The following is a 16,307-nucleotide window of genomic DNA, read 5'->3' as shown; positions in this document are numbered from 1 at the left end:
TTTTTGATGTTATAGGCCACGTGCGTCCGGGCTCAGGCTCACTTTGATATCCGCAGGTGGAGCGTAGTAAGGCGCGGAAGTGATAAAGAGTCTGATACCGCAGTCGAGATAACCCGCCAGCGAGGCGAGGGTAATGCCGCCGGTCAGTGCCAGCGTGCAATGGGGGGCCAGAGCAGGGGCCTGACGGGCAATTTCTGCCGCCTGCTCGGGGGTAAATTTGTCGAGTTGTAGGACATCAGGGGCGGCGCGTAGGGCGGCCAATGCCTCATCTGGCGTATCCGCTTCGACCACGATCTTTTTTTCTGGCGCATGGCTGCGTAAGCGCGCAATCGCGCCTGTCCAGTCGTTTGGGTTGGTAAGAAAACGGCGGTGATTAGCAAACAGCAGTACCGTTTCGGCGCATCCTCCCCGATGGATAATGCCCCCGGCGGCAAGTATTGCCTGAGTCGCCAGTAAACGCGTACCGGGAATGGCTTTGCGGGTGCAGGCAATCTGCCCATCGGGATAGCGTTGATGCAGCATGCTCAGCATCTCGACGAGATAGCCCGACACGCCGCAGCTCCACTCCAGTACATTTTGTACCGCTTTCCAGCCCTGGTGCAGCGCCGCCGCCGGTCCGTGTGCGCGAATCAGTCGCTGTCCGGCGTTCGCCCGTTCGCCATCGGACATAATATCGGTGACGGTTAATCCCAATGACGTCAGCATTTGTCTGGCAACAGCGGTACCGCTAACGCATCCGCCCTGGCGATGGTTAAACTCGATGACGCCTGGTTGGGCGCCGATACCCAGCGCACGGGTGGTCAGATCGCCGCCCTGAATATCTTCCAGCAGCAGCGCGTCAGTTTGCGCCTGCGAAAAGTAGATCATCGCAGCGCCTCCCGCGGGATGCTGTCCCACCAGATAAGCGCCCAGTCACGGCTGGCGGGGGCAATAGCGCGTGGATCCTGCTGTTGATACCAGTTTTCCAGACGTTCGACCTCGTCGGCGCTCAGTTCACCCATACTCCAGCGCACATTTTCCAGAAAACGCGTCCAGGTGCTGTTGTCCTGCTGACAGTTGGGACCGCGGATAAAATCAACGTGCGCGTGGATCCCCATCTGATAAAGAACATTAAGCGCATAGATATAGTTGGGCAGTTCAATCACTTCGCGGCCCAGTGCGCGCTGAATGGTGGGAGAAACGAAAGATGAACTGACGAGGTGGGTGGTATAAACCCGCAGCCGGGCCTGATTATTCAGCTTGCTCATTGCCTGGCGCATATCGGCAACCAGCGTGGAGCGCGAGGCGACGGCGATATCGCACTGGGGTAAATCATCCCAGTGCTCTTCCCAGGCTCGTTGCACCCATTGTACGTGACGGGCGTTCATTTGTGCGGCGCGGCGGGCAGCTACGCTCAGCATTCCCTTGCTGTAATCTACGCCGTAAATTATTGGCATTTTTTTAGCCAGCGCCAGCGAGACTGTACCGGGGCCGCAACCCATATCAAACAGCGACTCTGCACCTTGCAGGTCGATTTTCCCCAGCAGTTGCAGCAGATAGCTGTCGGTTAATGAGGCGCAATTCTCCGCCATTTTTTCCGCACGTTTGTCCCAGTGCTCCGGCTTTTTCTCGGTTCTGTTCGCCAGCTGTAATTGCTTACGGTAAAGATCGGCAAAATCAATGTCGTCAATGAGCATGAATATTCCTTAATTGAGTGAACCATAAAGATGGTGGGTAATTTGTGACGGTGTAACGCGATACAGCGCGGCCAGGCGGTCGGCGGCGAGCTGATGTTCAGGCAGACCCTGCGACACCTCGCCGTTTGGTTCAACCCGTACCACGCTGTCGGCGATTGCCCGGGCGTGCAACGGGTGATGGGTCGACATCAGCAGGGCCATACCGGAATTTTTCAGCGTCACCAGCGTGTCGAGCAGACGGATTTGATGCCCAAAATCAAGGCTGGATGCGGGTTCATCCAGCAATAAAAGACGCGGACGTTGCGCCAGCGCGCGAGCGATCAACACCAGTTGCCGTTCGCCGCCGCTCAGGGTGTTCCAGCGTCGAAGTGCCAGGTGAGAAATCTCCAGTATCGCCAGTTTCTGATGCGCAATTTCACGCTCTTTAGCGCCGGGAACCGCAAATGCCGCCAGTTGCGGGGCCAGTCCCATCATCACCATGTCCAGGGCGGTGAAGGCAAACGCGCCGTCGTGCGCCTGAGGAACCCAGGCGATGGCTGCGGCGCGTTCCCGATCGCTGAGATGATTCACTGCGACGCCATCAAGCAGAATGTCACCGCGAAGCGGCGGAAGAACGCCGAGAATGGTGCGCATCAGGGTGGTTTTACCGCTGCCGTTAGCACCAATCAGACAACAGACAGAACCGGGCGAAACCTGAAAGGAGATATCACGTAACACGGGTTGTTTACTGTGGTATCCCAGCGACGCGTGGCGCACGAGTAATAGCGTCATGGGCGGTTTCCCCGCAGCAAAAGCAGCAAAAAGAACGGTGCGCCAATAAATGCAGTCAGGATCCCCAGCGGGATTTCCGTGCGGCCCAGCGTGCGGGCGAGGGTGTCGGTGAGCAGGAGTAGAATGGCGCCGATCCCCATGGACACCGGCAGTAACTGCTGGTGGTTATTCCCGCTGAGGAGTCTGCCGATGTGCGGCACCACCAGTCCAATCCAGCCGATAATGCCGGCAATGGCGACGGTACAGGCGGTGACTAACGTTGCGCAGACGATCAGTCCCAGCCGCAGTCGGGAGACGTTGATCCCAAGCGATCGGGCTTCATCATCCGACAGAGTGAGCAGGTTCATGCGCCAGCGCAGCAGCAATAACGGGACCAGTCCAGCAAGGATCAGCGGTGCTGAGAACCACAGATCGTGCAGAGTAATTGTCGATAAACCGCCGAGCAGCCAGAAGGTGATCGACGGGAGTTGGGTATACGGGTCGGCCAGCGTTTTGATGAGTGAAATTCCTGCTCCGCAGACCGTACCCAGCGCAATCCCGACCAGCACCAGTGTTAACACCGGATCGTGACGCTTGACTCGCCGGGTAATCAGCCAGACACCGGCGACCACTAACAAACCGCCAGTGAACGCATACAGCTGAATAAACAGGATTGGTAGCCCCAGCAGGATTGCCGTACAGGCGCCCAAACCGGCACCGGCCGCCACGCCGAGGATATCCGGCGAAACCAGTGGGTTACGGAACATTCCCTGATAAGTGGTTCCTGCGCCAGCCAGCGCTGCGCCGAGTAACAATGCAGCCAGAATGCGCGGCAGTCGGATTTGCCAGAAGACGATTTTGTCCTGCATCGGGACGCCATCCCTGCCCGCAATAAGATCCACGACCTGTTGTGCATCGAGGCGATAAGCACCCGACACCGCGGCGATGCTCGCGCAAAGCACCACCGTCGTAATCATCAGAAAACCGAGGGTAGATGTTTTCATCAGACGCTCACCAGTTGTTGATACTGTGCGTCGCTTAACGTGGTGTGCCAGAACAGTTCACTGTAGCGCTGCATATCGGTTTTAAAGCCCGCTTCAACCTGTGGATCAAGCCAGGCATGCAGACGGCGTAACCCCAGCAAACGATTGATGCCGGGAGGCGCGTCCAGCCAGCCAAACGGCAGGCCGCTGAGAAACAGAATGCGCCGATCGGCAACCGCTTTGACTCCTTGCCAGACGGGATCTTCTCGCAGGTACTGTGCCGTAATCGCATCCTGTACCAGAATAATATCGGGCTGCCAGCTCAACAGGTTTTCCATTGAAACCTGCGCCAGCCCGTGCCGCCCAGGAATTTGCGCCACATTGTGTAATCCCAGTAGTTCTGCCGCTTCGGTATGCAATGAACCTTGTAATCCTGTTTCAAGTCCGCGGGCGCCGCGCGCGGCATAAAAACGCAGCTTTGCTGCGGGAGAGTGTGAAAACGCGAGGGCTTCATCAATAAAACGCTGGGCCAGTTTGGCCTGAGTCCTGGCCCGTGTTGCGACTCCCAGCGCTTCACCTGCCGCGAGTAGCTGTTGCGGGCTGAGCCGCAGTTCGCCATTAATCAGCAGCCAGGGAATTTGCGTTTGCGCATTCACTTGTCTGGCTTGAGAAAGCCAGGTTTCATCGGCATTGCCGCAGTCAATCACCAGATCGGGTTTAAGCGCCAGTAGCGCTTCAAGCGAGAGTGTGCTGGCGCGTCCCGCCAGCTTGCCCAGTTTCGGTAAAGCCCGAATGTCTTCGTGAAACGGGATGGCGGTCTGACGAGAAAAATCAAAGGATGAAAAACCAACCAGTTTTTCCGGCGCGACGGCCAGCAGCAGCATGTCGGCGGGTGCGCCTGCGCTGACCACGCGTTGGGTCGCCTCTGGCGCTGGGTGGCCTCCAACGGCAACGGTTAGCGGCATTTGAGCCAAGGCGGGAAGATGGCGTAGCAGCAGTGCAGATGCCACAAGCTGGGCAAACATCCGTCTTGTCAGTGGCATAATTGTTATCCTGAAGGTGATAAAATCGCTATATATTTACATATACAGCGAATAAAAACATGTTCAGAATCAATTTCTCACGGATGAAAACCCGGAATACCCCATAAGGGCTAGATGGCGTAGAGACAACAGGAATGGCGAAATATAAGCCAGAAAAAATCCGCGACGCAGCGCGGATTCGGGGAGTAAAACGCTTCAGGTGACGGCATTAAGACGTCGGCTGAGCCTGTTTTTTAGGCTCGACTGGCGTGGTACTTGCCGGGGCCGGGCGCGATGCGGGCACGCTGTCACAGGGCTTTTCTTTGGCGCAGATCAGGTCGAGCATTTTTAGCGTTACGCCGTTGGTCCAGCCAAAACCATCCTGCAACGGATATTCGCCGCCGCCTCCGCCAGTGCCTGTGCTACTCACGTCATACTTTTCAACCAGCTTTTTCTCACGATCGTAGGTGTGCTGCACGTTGGTGAGGAATCGCCAGGTCACGTCCATGGCGACGTTATCCTGACCGTAATTCTGTAATCCCGATGCGGCGACCCACTGGAGCGGGGCCCAGCCGTTGGGAGCATCCCACTGCTGGCCGCTTTTCACCGACGTGGTGGCCAGGCCGCCGGGTTGCAGCAAATGCGCCTGGGTTGCCGCGGCCACTTTACTGGCGCGATCTTTTGCCGCTGCATTGACATACAACGGGAACAGGGCAGCGGCCGTCAGTTGGTTACGTACTTTGTGGCTCTTCAGATCGTAATCGGCATACCAGCCTTCTTTGTCGTTCCACAGGTGCTTTTCGATCCCTTTTTGTCGGGCATTAGCGAAGCCTTCATATTGTGCAGCTTTGGCATTATCCCCGGCGGCCTTGCTGGCGAGGGCGATCATCTTTTCCATTTTGTACATCAACGCATTGAGATCGACCGGAACGATGCTGGTGGTGCGCAGGGTGCCTAGTTGATTGGGGTTATCCATCCAGCGGGAACTAAAGTCCCAACCCGACGCGGCGGCAGAACGCAGGTCGCGGTAGATTTCTGTGGCCGGTCGGTTCGGATTGCTTTTCGCTGTGGCGATATCCTCCACCCAGGACTCTGGCCGCGGCGTATCGCGGTCATCCCAGTAGCGATTCAAAATGGTGCCGTCATCCAGTTTAACCACGCGCTTATTCTGCTGACCGGGCTGGAGCGTTTCGACGCCTTCCATCCAGTAGGTGTATTCTTTGAGCATCTGCGGGAGGTATTTTTTCAGCGCGTCATCCCCGTCATGCTGCGCCAGCAGTTCCACCATAAAGGCAAAGAATGGCGGTTGAGAACGGCTCAGATAGTAGGTGCGGTTGCCGTTAGGAATGTGTCCCCAGGAATCAATCTCGTAAGCAAAGTTTGCCACCATGTCGGAGACCTTATCCCAGTGATTGCTCTCGGCAAGCCCCAGCATGGTGAAATAGCTGTCCCAATAATATATTTCGCGAAAACGCCCGCCAGGCACGACATACGGCTCCGGGAGCGGCAGCAGAGAGTCCCATTTTTCAGCGTCACTTGTCGAACGGGTGAGTACCGGCCACAGTCCGTCAATATGCTCGCGCAGCGATTGCCCGGCTGGGGGGACGTATTTCTCGCCAGCTTTCGGCAAGGTGAAATTCACTTCCACAAAATGACGTAAGTCGAATCCGGACTGATTTTTCTGCATCCGGTAATCGGCAAGGATCATTAATGGATCGCTGTTAGGGACGGCGTCAGCAAAGGTTTTCTGGTCAGGAAACAGTTTGGCCGTTTGTACATCGTTAAACAGTGGGCCAAGCAAAATATCAGGCGGCTGAGGCGTTGCGGTTGGCGCGTCCTCGGCGTTGACGGCAAAAGAGGAAAGGGCAAAAAAGGTGCTTGCGAGCGTCAGTTTTATTGCAACAGAGAGCAGGCCTGGATGGCGAGTTGCAGGCGTTATCATCGGTTAATCTCCTTAGGGTGTGCCGAAGCAGCGGCATTTACCATGAGAAAACCTTAGTTCAGGATCGACCGTTGCGCGTGATCGACGCCCCATTTTGCGAATAAACAGACATTTCCCGACGCGAATCGAAAAGATGCACACCCTTTGTCGGCAAAGGGCGTGCAACCGACATCAGTCCGCGCGGGTTATCCGCTGGGCCACGCTGTCAAGGGTCAGGGTATCACCCATCGTGATACTCTCGATGGCCTCGCCTTGCTGACACAACCAACATAACCCCATTGCACGGGCGATAATCGCCGGGTGGGACGCTTCGCTCCCGTCCCGCAGGCAGATGCCTTTGATGGTCTTCGGATCGAGTTGCAGCACCGTAGATGGATAGATGACCTCCGCGACCAAAATAGTGGGGCGGATGAACGCGGGAATTTGTGCAGTCTCTCCCGTCAAATACTGCAGTGAACGAGACAACAAATCTTCAATATCGATGTATCGCGCCTGCAGGTAAGGATCGTCGAGCTGTAAATACTGCTGGCTGAGATCGCTCAGCACCTGATGCCAGGCCCAGGCCGCGCTGCACTGCGTTTCACGCATTAGATCACAGGCCATATCGAACAGATCCGGATCGTCCAACAGCGTGTGGTGACCGGAGAAAATAGCGGCGATATCTGCGGAATATCTCTCTTCTGCAAGCGCGGTTAGCTCGCTTAAGTCGTTCAGCGTGCTTTGGATAGCGACCCGTAACCGTTGCTGCTCAATCTGGAGTGAGGCTATAGGCTGCTGGCTTACCTGTGGTGAGAACGGTGTGTAACAGAATGCCGTCCCCGTGACCTGTGAGGGAACCTTCGTCACTACGGTATCAGCATGCGCGGGCTCGAGTGATTCACCAAAATTCTCAGCCGCCAGCTGTTTGAATGCGGCCAGCGCATCCTCTGCCTGTTCGCCCTTGGCAATCAGGCGCAGCGTGTCGTTACAGCGTACCTGCAGCAGGGCAATCTGATTCAGGCTATCAGGGACGACGCACTTGCCATTTTTCTCCAGCCACATATCGGCGTTAAAGCCAGACAGCGTGGAAACCAGCCGTGAAGCCGGACGCACATGAATGCCGTTTGGGTTTTTCACCACAATGGCCACTGAATGAGCATCTGCATCGGGCGCGAATTCGGCGGATGTCGGCTTTGCTGCAGATGGCGAAGGTAAACCCAGTTGCTCACATTTGGCGTCGAGGGCGTTCATGGCATCACAGATGACCCGCTCGATGTCAGCACCTGCGGCAGCGCTAACCGTTGCGGCGAGCGTGCCTTCGACTAGCGGCGCGGCGCACAAACGTACTTTGGCGGCAATGGCCGGATCGAGCAGTTCCAGCGCGGTTTCCGCACTCAGTAGCGCACTACCGATATCCATCATCACCAGCACGTGATCCGTATCGGCCACGGACTCAATGGCTTCCATCACCTTGATAGGATCGGTGCCAATCGGATTCTCAGGATCGTCAATGCCTGCGGCAATAGCGATTTTGCAACCATCACCCATTAACATCTGCCGGGCTAGCGCGCCGACGCCTTCGCCCAACTGGGCGCTGTGAGAAACAATAACCAGGTTTACCATCGCTTTATCCTTACTCTCTGGACGCCTGAGCCAGCATTTGCATCATAAACATTACGGACGTTGCGCCGGGATCCTGATGCCCAATGCTGCGCTCACCGAGATAGCTGGCGCGGCCTTTGCGGGCTTGCATGGTGATGGTGCTTTGCGCTGCTGCTTCCGCTTGTTGGCTTGCCGCTTCCAGCGCCGCCTGTACGCTCAGCTTTTGCTCGCAGGATTGGCGTAAAGATTCCACTACCGGCAGCCAGACATCGCACATGGTTTTGTCGCCAGGTTCAGCTTTACCGCGGCTAATCACACCTTCTGCGCCATCACGAATCATTTGATACAACTCCTCAAGCGTCAGGCTTTGATGAGCCTGGGTCACCTGGGCGGCACGGATAAAAAAGGTACCAAACAGTGGACCGCTGGCCCCCCCGACGCTTGAGAGCAGCACCATGCCGGTGTTTTTCAAAATAAAACCAATGTCTTTATCGGCGATGGACGGCAGCTTTTCGACGACTTTGCTAAAGCCGCGGTGCATGTTCAGACCGTGGTCGGCATCACCAATTTCCCGATCAAGACCGGTGAGAAAATCACTTTCGGTGGTGAAGATCTCACCGCAGCGATAGAGCCAGTTAACAATTTGTGTTCTGTTGAGGGACATCATGTATCTCCTTATTTACCCCAGTTGAGAGCAGGGGTGTGAACCGGTGCATCCCATAAGCTCAGCGTGTCGTCATCCACCTGTAACAGGGTGATTGAGAAGCCGGTCATATCCAGAGAGGTACAGTAAGAACCGATCAGGTTGCGCTCAATGACGATGCCGGCGTCCTGGCAACGGCTTTCGAGGCGGTTATACACGCCGAAGAGTTCTGACAGCGGCGTCGCACCGAGATTATTGACCAGCGCAATGACGCGATCTCCGCTTTGCAACGCGCGTTTGCTTTCTTTGCCTTCCTGCCACGCGCCCTGAACGTTGTCCCAGTGGCGGAGCGTACGGCTGTAGTTGCCGTTTTCCAGCAGGGTATCGAACATTTCATCAACGGTCTGATCGAGGGAAGTGAAGGTGCGGCGGTCAATGCCCGGTTCCCCGTGGATACCCACGCCAAACTCCATTTCGTTATCCTGCAACGTGAACGACGGTTGTCCGGCGGCCGGAACGGTACAGGCGCCAATGGCTATCCCAATGGAGTGGCCCTGGTTATTCAGTTTACGACCCAGCGCCGCACAGACTTCCAGTGAGTCACCGCGTTCAGCGGCAGCGCCGACCAGTTTTTCGATCAATACGGTATTCGCCACACCACGACGACCGGCGGTATACAGACTGTCTTTCACCGCCACGTCGTCATCCACTACCATGGTGGTAACTTTGACGCCGCTTTCATGCAACAGCTCGGTGGCGGTTTCGAAATTAAGAATATCGCCGGTGTAATTTTTGATGATCAGCAGTACGCCTTCGCCGCCATCAATTTGCATGGCGCATTCGAACATTTTATCCGGCGTGGGTGAGGTAAAAATTTCACCCGGGCAGGCACCAGAGAGCATGCCCTGACCAATATAGCCGCAGTGCATAGGCTCGTGTCCGCTGCCGCCGCCGGAAAGCAGCGCCACTTTGCCCATTACCGGCGCATCTGCGCGGGTGACATATACCGGATCCTGATGCAGTGCCAGGGAAGGATACGCTTTCGCCAGTCCGGCGAGTTGTTCAGTCAGTACGTCTTCAACACGGTTAATCAATTTTTTCATTATTTATGCTCCGCAGACAGTCCTGGATGGCTGCCAGATTCGGGCAGGCATCTGATGTAGGGTATCGGGTTATACAACGCCACGGCGACTGCTCGCTGCCGATAAGGTAATTTTGCACACGGGTTGGCAAAAGAAAATTGCTGCAATGGGCGTTTCAATACGAAACGTAGCAACATAATAATGTTCCGTATTGGAACGTCATGGTGCATAAAACAGCGAAAATGAGAGGTTGGGCCGTATTTGGCCGGGAAGCTGTTTAACGGGTGTTTATGGAAAACAAACCACCTGCAGAGCAGGTGGTTTGTAGGCAAGGTCGATTTCGGCGTTAGCCCGGATAAATTCCGCGATCTTTACGTGCCAGCAGAATGCGTTCGCAGGCAACAATGTAGGCTGCCGTACGCAGTGAGCAGGATTTCTCTGCCGCTTTTTCCCACACGTGTACCATCGCATCGGTCATGATTTTGTCCATGCGATTGTTAATCTCTTCTTCGCTCCAGAAGAAGCTAGCCATGTCCTGAACCCATTCGAAGTAGCTGACGGTTACGCCGCCGGCGTTACAAACAACATCTGGGACAACCACGATACCGCGGCTTGCCAGAACGTCGTCGGCGTCCGGATAGGTTGGGCCGTTAGCGCCTTCGAGTACCAGTTTACAGGTCAGCGTTTCCGCGCGGTGACGGGTGATCTGGCCTTCGAGCGCGGCCGGGATCAGAATATCCATCTCCAGGCTCCAGAAGGCTTCGCTGGCAATGGTTTCAGCGCCCGGGAAACCGGCAATCTGTTTGTGCTCCAGTTGCCAGGCAGACAACGCGGCCATGTCGATACCCGTTGAGTTAAACAGCGTTGCGGTATGATCCTGAATCGCGACCACGCGTGCTCCTGCTGCCGCGAACAGGCGGGCGGCTTCGCTGCCGACGTTACCAAAACCTTGCACTGCTACGCGAGCGCCTTCAACGTCTATGTTGGCACGACGCGCCACTTCCAGACCGCTGACGAAAACACCACGACCGGTGGCTTTATCACGACCTAACGAGCCGCCGAGGTGAATAGGTTTACCGGTGACCACGCTGGTCACGGTGGTGCCGTGGTTCATGGAGTAGGTATCCATCATCCAGGCCATTACCTTTCCGTTAGTCCCCACATCCGGCGCAGGAATGTCTTTCTGCGGCCCGATGATAATGCCGATTTCGCTGGTATAACGGCGTGTTAAACGCTCCAGTTCACCTTCGGAAAGCGAGAACGGATCGACGCGCACGCCACCTTTCGCACCGCCGTACGGCAGGTTCAACGCTGCGCATTTGATGGTCATCCATGCGGACAGGGCCATCACTTCATTAAGATCAACATCAGGATGATAACGCACACCGCCTTTGCCCGGCCCGCGGGAGAGGTTATGTTGCACGCGATACCCTTCAAAATGACGGATAGTACCGTCATCCATCTGCACCGGGATATCGACAATCAGCGCGCGTTTTGGGTGGCGCAGGGTATCCACCCAATGGGAAAGTTCGCCCAGGTAAGGGGCCACACGCTCGATTTGTTGCAGGTAGGTATTCCAGGCAGATGTGCTGCTATCTGAAGCGTAAGATAACTTATCCATGATAAACCTTAGTTATAAAAGTAATATGTTCTTAATTTGGCCGTGGTATACAGTGAATCACACCATATGAACCTAAATTTAACATTTATTTCATAGAATGGCCTGTCCGGCTAACACGGTTTATCGGCATGAAGCGTGTGGGCTTTGGGCGAGAGGTGAATAGTTATTCTCTGATTGTGCTGATATTTCGGTAATTTTGCTGGCTGGGTAATTTAATATGCATGATTTATAAAAATCGCAATTTGTCAGATTTATGACGCACCTCTAAAAGTAAATAATATGATAATAAAATGTATTTGCTTTATTGCGATTAAGCTGGGGTCAGTAGGTCACGGCGATGGTAACGGTATCAGCATAGTTGTCAGGCGTGTAGTTCGCGCTGGGAACGGTGGCGTAAACCGGGTAGGTGGTGGTGGTTCCCGTACCGTTGCCCGCGACGGTATTGAGCGATGAATTGCCCCAAACCGTACCGGACGGCCCTGGCGTCGAGCTAAGTTGGTAGGGGACCTTGTCCGTATTTGACCCCGTGCCGGCCATCACGCCGCTGCCTGCCGTATTGCCGTTAGAGGGCTGAAGTCCGATGGTGTAAGGCGTGTTATTGGAACATGCTACGCCCACGGTATTTGAAGCCGTTAGGTTACGCCCGGTCGCCCCGGCGGGCGCAAAGCTAATATTGGTTGCAGAGGTGATATTGCACTGTTTGCTGACCGTCGCCGATACGGTGAAGGGAAGCCTGGCGGCAACGGTATCGCCACAGGTGGTCGGCGGGAAAAGCAATCCAGGATTGAGGGTGACAAGGGCTGTCGCCGCCGTATAGCTATCCTGATAGCTTCCGGGGACCGCTGAGGTTTGTGGCGTGACAATCTGTGCTGATACCGTGAGTGAGCCCGTCACTGGCGTCAGATTCAGCAGGTTAAGCTGTACCATTGGAAAAGTTGTTCCCGACTGATACTGACTCCCCCAGACTTTAGTGTGCCCGGCATCCTGGTAAAGCTGGTATGCCAGCGTTCTGGCAGGTGTTCCGTTTAATGACATATTTCGAGGTGTCACCTGGCCACTGACGGCTGAGGCGCCAATATTAAAACAGAGGTTGATCCCTGCCAGCACGTCGCCAAGCTCTTTGGTGCAGGTGTAGTTGAACGTCATTGATGACGTTGCGCCTGTCGCAGACAGCGGATTGACTGAGCCCAAATTTATGGGTTGTACATTGCTCACCGAACAGGTTACGGCATGGCTAATCGCCGGACAAAAGAGTACGGCTGCGATGAGTAACAGATGCCTTAACCTCATGAGCGCACTCCTGTTAGTGTGGCCGGCAAACCAGTGGACCTATTTGCACAATCCCCTTTGCGGAAGCGGGATAGTCAAATTGCACGCGACAACTGCCGGTGTCTGTCTCAACGCGTAGCGCGTTGTGCTGTTCCAGCGTGTCGAACCAGGTCATCCCATCAAAACCAACGACAGACGATTGTCCTGCTCCGCTGATGGCGTATGCCATGCTGCCTTCGGGAATGGGTTTACCCTGATTGTCGACGAGGATGACCTGCGCAGCGCGCACCGGGGTAATGCCAAAGCTAACCAATGTACCGGAACGATCGGCAGGCGTTGCATTCGTCTCAACGCGCGCGATCCGCATATTGGCGGGGAGATCCATAGGGTCAATACTGATCAGGTTTTTTTGATAACTGTTCAGCGGCGTGACCAGCAATAGCCCCTGGTCGTCGCTGCGACCAATCAGGTTATTTTGTAATTTAATCGGGACGTCAGGAACGCCGTCAGTTGATACGACGGCAAAGCCATTGTTGATTTCTCGTGCTGCAAACAGGCCGCCGCCCATGGTAACAAGCGATCCGGTGGCGCCTGCGTAGCCGTAATGGTTATCCGGTAAACGGCTGAATCCCGCGTATGCTTTACCATAACGCCCCAGATATCCCACTTCTCCCTGACCGCTTTGCCGGGAAGCCTGCTGACTGGCGGCCAGATTCCAGCCCCAGCCGCCGTCGGCAGGAGGCGTCAGGCTGGCGTTGAGCTGGTAGCCGGTCTCATCATTGGTGCGTTGTAGGGTGCTGCTGGCACTTAGATTATTATCAGTGGTTATTGTCACCATCAAATAGAGACTGCGATCGCGGTTATCGTCGATGTTTTGGTTGAATCCGGCATTCAGTGAAATGTTGTCGGTAATCGATTTGAACCAGCTGGCGTTGGCGTAGCGCACCGCATTTTCGTGCGGATAACGAAACTGCAGGTAACTCAGGCTGACATTACCGGCAGCTTCCAGCGAATAGCCAATGACCGTATTGCTGTTAAGCGTCGGTGGCGGCTCGCCATAATGGGTGGCGACATCATGATAATCACCGGAAGTGGCCGTCGTACTGGTACTGAAATTAAACCGTTCGCCGGACCAACGGTAACCAAAACTGTACAGAAAACCGTTCTTTCCTGCGTCGGTACTTGCGGCAATTGAGGTCGAAAACGTGCCGCTGCGGGTGCCTGGGATCCAGTCGTTACTGAAGCCCGCGTTAATCAGTCCATCGCTGGTTTCAGCGTGAGTCCCGGCGGTGAACGTATTGCTAAACCCACGACGCCATGTACCGCTCAGTACCGGTGCGCTGGCATAATCAAAAGAGGAGTAACCATAGTTTTCGCGTACCGTACCCAGTTCTGCAGACCAGGCAGTTAATCCTTCCCGCAGGAGTTGCTGATCGTTGTAGAACGAAAAATTTTGTACGCTCGTTCTGCCCAGCGCATCCGTCATCATCACCTGACCCGTTCCCGCGCCGCTGATGTTCGGCATTGTGTTGATCTGAAAGCTACCCGCGGGGACTTCTCCGTTGTAGTACCTGACGCCGTCGACGTACAGCTCAACGTTTGACGGTAACGTCGCGGAGCCAAGATATGCAGGGAGCGGGGTGGTTGGCATATAGGGCCGCAAACCAAAATCGGTTCCTATCTGAATGCCGCCGATACGCGTCGGTCGGGACCAGATAAGTGAACTGGTCAGGGTATCGCCAACGGTTACCGCCAGCATCGTTTCGGGAAATGACGTACGCCAGCTGGTATCGAGTCGCTCAACGCTGTTATCCGCATTTTCCTCGGTGGAGTACTGCGTCAACTGGGTGGTGCTGAGCACGCCTGCAGCATTGAAAGCGCGGAGTTCGCTGAAGGTATTTATTGCGCTTTCATCCCCCTGTTGGGTATAGATATCGTAATTGAGCAGCGCTCCGCGTGATGTTGTCGCCGTCGGCGCGGTCTCTACGGGGGAGTTAAGCTGCGTGGTCGCAAGATCGAGTGAACTGAGTGGCACAGTAAGCGAAAGCGTTTGCAACTGAACGTTATAGTCAATGGTTAGCTCGGGGATATCGTTCAGGCAGACGGCGTGAGTGGCGTCAGGCGCAAAGCGAAAGCCCATTTTTCGCAGGGTATCTGCCCCTGCATAGAGCTTTCCATTATCGTAACCCAAATGCACCAGCCCAACGGGATTCCCATTTAAGGTGACGTCGAGATACAAATTGACCCCCACGAGCTGCGCTGCGCCATTAATAACACCATCGTCGTTCAGGTTATTATTCAGCGTTTGTGCGCAAACCATTCCCGATATTAATACTCCATTGAGAAAGCAATATTTCACCAGAAGCCAGGATCTGTTACAGATCTTGTACTGTTTTTTGGCCATTGATTGTGACTTCAACTTTCCCGCCATCATGAGTATTACTGGCCGACGGAGAGACTATCCAGCGCATCGTTGAGCCGGGTAAAACGTAGCCTAACAGTCCGGGCGTAATAACCTTTTTAGCACCGTCAGGGCTTATAAATGTTGCAGCAGATAATTGTGCATGCCCATTTCCCTGGTTACTCACTTCAATAAATTTTTTGCCATCAAGCTGTTGTAATTTCCATTGCAATTTTGCCTGCGTTTGCGCCGCTGATGTTGGTTGAATGAAAACGGGGACGGAATAATGCAGCACAAACTGAAGCTTATTTTTTTCTACTTTTGCAGGCGGTAACTCATCTATCGATAACCGATAAGCGTCTTCAGCATTTGCCGAAGGTGGGCCGGTCCGAATAACGCGAATCAACTGACGTTCTCCAGGGGCTAATGCCAGCATCGGCGGGCTAATGACCAGCCCCTGAGAGGGGGAAAGTTTGTCGCCGTAAGCGCTCTGGCTCCAGTGAAAAACCCGAACCTGGGCATTGAGCACATTTTCACCCGCATTACTAAGCCAGATACCATCGGCATTTTGCGTCGCGAGCAAAGTTAATGTGACCGGGGCGATTTGCAGCCCGCTGGCGGCGGCAGGGTTGAGGCTCGCAACCATCCCTAACAGGCATGCGCAGGCACACTGCTGAACAGGCAGTTTTACTCTCATGTGGCTTCCTGAAGTTAGTAGTTAACGTTAACCGTTACCGTGTCGGCATAGTCGTCAGGAGTGAAGTTGGCGCTCGGTGCGGTGGCATAAACCGTAAACGTTTGCACCAGCCCGGTCCCCGTCGCCGCTACGCCGTTTCCAGGCGCGGTGTCGGTGGCGGTGTTCCCCCACACCGGACCTGTTGCTGATGTTCGATTTAGCTGGTAGGGCACTTTATCGGTATTGGTGGCAGCGTTAGCCACGGAGGACATGGCGCCTGAGCCCGTCGTCGTCCCCCCATTGGCGGCCGACGGCGCCAGACCGATAAAATAGGGCGTGGTTTTTGAGCAATTAATCGAAATCGTGTTGCTTGCATTGGTATTTGTTGCCGTGGTATTCACCGGCCCAAGCGTGATATTTGAAGCCGAACCGGCAGTCACGGTACAGGCCTTTTGAATCGTCATCAGTACCTGAAATGTTCCGTTAACGGTTGCTGCATTTGCCACGGGAATAATGGAAAAGGCGCAGCAACAAAGAATTAAGCGTTTGTCTAAGACTAGAGCCATATCCTTTACCTTTTTCAAATAACCACATTTATTACTTTAGAAAAACAATAATGTGGTACAAGAAGACATGGTTTAACCCTAGAATAAGTATTAGG

General features: G+C 54.8%; 14 protein-coding genes. All 14 read right to left on the bottom strand.

Going from position 1 to position 16,307, the window contains the following annotated elements; translation table 11 throughout:
* Positions 1–9: 9 nt before the first annotated feature.
* A complete protein-coding gene (gene modD / locus OGV75_RS17950; protein WP_169330035.1) occupies positions 10–867 on the bottom strand; it encodes a ModD protein in 858 nt (285 codons plus the stop codon).
* Positions 864–1,676: a class I SAM-dependent methyltransferase gene (locus OGV75_RS17945; protein WP_047358286.1), complete on the bottom strand. Its 813-nt coding sequence runs from the start codon at positions 1,674–1,676 to the stop codon at positions 864–866. The genes modD and OGV75_RS17945 overlap by 4 nt, the downstream gene beginning before the upstream one ends.
* Positions 1,677–1,685: 9 nt before the next feature.
* A complete protein-coding gene (locus tag OGV75_RS17940) occupies positions 1,686–2,447 on the bottom strand; it encodes an ABC transporter ATP-binding protein (RefSeq protein WP_047358285.1) in 762 nt (253 codons plus the stop codon).
* Positions 2,444–3,403 carry a FecCD family ABC transporter permease gene (locus OGV75_RS17935; protein ID WP_502873977.1) on the bottom strand — a complete coding sequence of 320 codons (960 nt, stop codon included), beginning with the start codon at positions 3,401–3,403 and terminating at the stop codon, positions 2,444–2,446. Before OGV75_RS17935 ends, OGV75_RS17940 begins: the two co-directional genes overlap by 4 nt.
* 26 nt (positions 3,404–3,429) lie before the next feature.
* Complete coding sequence (locus tag OGV75_RS17930; RefSeq protein ID WP_286480979.1) at positions 3,430–4,452, bottom strand: ABC transporter substrate-binding protein; 1,023 nt, start codon at positions 4,450–4,452, stop codon at positions 3,430–3,432.
* A 208-nt stretch (positions 4,453–4,660) separates the two neighbouring features.
* Positions 4,661–6,373 carry an alpha,alpha-trehalase gene (locus OGV75_RS17925; protein ID WP_286480977.1) on the bottom strand — a complete coding sequence of 571 codons (1,713 nt, stop codon included), beginning with the start codon at positions 6,371–6,373 and terminating at the stop codon, positions 4,661–4,663.
* Between the two features lie 171 nt (positions 6,374–6,544).
* Positions 6,545–7,975, bottom strand: coding sequence for a dihydroxyacetone kinase phosphoryl donor subunit DhaM (dhaM, locus tag OGV75_RS17920; RefSeq protein WP_286480976.1), 1,431 nt, complete (start codon positions 7,973–7,975; stop codon positions 6,545–6,547).
* Positions 7,976–7,985: 10 nt separating this feature from the next.
* A complete protein-coding gene (dhaL, locus tag OGV75_RS17915; RefSeq protein WP_016153354.1) occupies positions 7,986–8,618 on the bottom strand; it encodes a dihydroxyacetone kinase subunit DhaL in 633 nt (210 codons plus the stop codon).
* 11 nt (positions 8,619–8,629) lie between these two features.
* A complete protein-coding gene (dhaK, locus tag OGV75_RS17910; RefSeq protein WP_016153353.1) occupies positions 8,630–9,700 on the bottom strand; it encodes a dihydroxyacetone kinase subunit DhaK in 1,071 nt (356 codons plus the stop codon).
* A gap of 325 nt (positions 9,701–10,025) precedes the next feature.
* Positions 10,026–11,300 carry a Glu/Leu/Phe/Val family dehydrogenase gene (locus tag OGV75_RS17905; RefSeq protein WP_016153352.1) on the bottom strand — a complete coding sequence of 425 codons (1,275 nt, stop codon included), beginning with the start codon at positions 11,298–11,300 and terminating at the stop codon, positions 10,026–10,028.
* Positions 11,301–11,621: 321 nt separating this feature from the next.
* A complete protein-coding gene (locus tag OGV75_RS17900; RefSeq protein WP_049269127.1) occupies positions 11,622–12,590 on the bottom strand; it encodes a Csu type fimbrial protein in 969 nt (322 codons plus the stop codon).
* A gap of 13 nt (positions 12,591–12,603) precedes the next feature.
* Positions 12,604–14,889: a fimbria/pilus outer membrane usher protein gene (locus tag OGV75_RS17895; protein WP_115190518.1), complete on the bottom strand. Its 2,286-nt coding sequence runs from the start codon at positions 14,887–14,889 to the stop codon at positions 12,604–12,606.
* Between the two features lie 55 nt (positions 14,890–14,944).
* The gene (locus OGV75_RS17890; RefSeq protein ID WP_115190519.1) at positions 14,945–15,667 is read right to left on the bottom strand and encodes a fimbrial biogenesis chaperone; all 723 of its coding nucleotides are present in this window, start codon (positions 15,665–15,667) and stop codon (positions 14,945–14,947) included.
* 14 nt (positions 15,668–15,681) lie between these two features.
* Complete coding sequence (locus OGV75_RS17885; protein WP_016153348.1) at positions 15,682–16,212, bottom strand: Csu type fimbrial protein; 531 nt, start codon at positions 16,210–16,212, stop codon at positions 15,682–15,684.
* Positions 16,213–16,307 lie beyond the last annotated feature (95 nt).

This window comes from Citrobacter sp. Cb028 (assembly GCF_030336705.1).
Lineage (GTDB): Bacteria > Pseudomonadota > Gammaproteobacteria > Enterobacterales > Enterobacteriaceae > Citrobacter > Citrobacter braakii.
This window is presented reverse-complemented; position numbering and strand designations above follow the sequence as displayed.

Bases quoted from the DNA above. Each gene is read 5' to 3' on its own strand.
- dhaK (WP_016153353.1), bottom strand. From the start codon at position 9,700: ATGAAAAAATTGATTAACCGTGTTGAAGACGTACTGACTGAACAACTC.
- OGV75_RS17890 (WP_115190519.1), bottom strand. From the start codon at position 15,667: ATGAGAGTAAAACTGCCTGTTCAGCAGTGTGCCTGCGCATGCCTGTTA.
- OGV75_RS17900 (WP_049269127.1), bottom strand. From the start codon at position 12,590: ATGAGGTTAAGGCATCTGTTACTCATCGCAGCCGTACTCTTTTGTCCG.
- dhaM (WP_286480976.1), bottom strand. From the start codon at position 7,975: ATGGTAAACCTGGTTATTGTTTCTCACAGCGCCCAGTTGGGCGAAGGC.
- OGV75_RS17905 (WP_016153352.1), bottom strand. From the start codon at position 11,300: ATGGATAAGTTATCTTACGCTTCAGATAGCAGCACATCTGCCTGGAAT.
- OGV75_RS17945 (WP_047358286.1), bottom strand. From the start codon at position 1,676: ATGCTCATTGACGACATTGATTTTGCCGATCTTTACCGTAAGCAATTA.
- OGV75_RS17940 (WP_047358285.1), bottom strand. From the start codon at position 2,447: ATGACGCTATTACTCGTGCGCCACGCGTCGCTGGGATACCACAGTAAA.
- dhaL (WP_016153354.1), bottom strand. From the start codon at position 8,618: ATGTCCCTCAACAGAACACAAATTGTTAACTGGCTCTATCGCTGCGGT.
- OGV75_RS17925 (WP_286480977.1), bottom strand. From the start codon at position 6,373: ATGATAACGCCTGCAACTCGCCATCCAGGCCTGCTCTCTGTTGCAATA.
- OGV75_RS17895 (WP_115190518.1), bottom strand. From the start codon at position 14,889: ATGGTTTGCGCACAAACGCTGAATAATAACCTGAACGACGATGGTGTT.
- modD (WP_169330035.1), bottom strand. From the start codon at position 867: ATGATCTACTTTTCGCAGGCGCAAACTGACGCGCTGCTGCTGGAAGAT.
- OGV75_RS17935 (WP_502873977.1), bottom strand. From the start codon at position 3,403: ATGATTACGACGGTGGTGCTTTGCGCGAGCATCGCCGCGGTGTCGGGT.
- OGV75_RS17930 (WP_286480979.1), bottom strand. From the start codon at position 4,452: ATGCCACTGACAAGACGGATGTTTGCCCAGCTTGTGGCATCTGCACTG.
- OGV75_RS17885 (WP_016153348.1), bottom strand. From the start codon at position 16,212: ATGGCTCTAGTCTTAGACAAACGCTTAATTCTTTGTTGCTGCGCCTTT.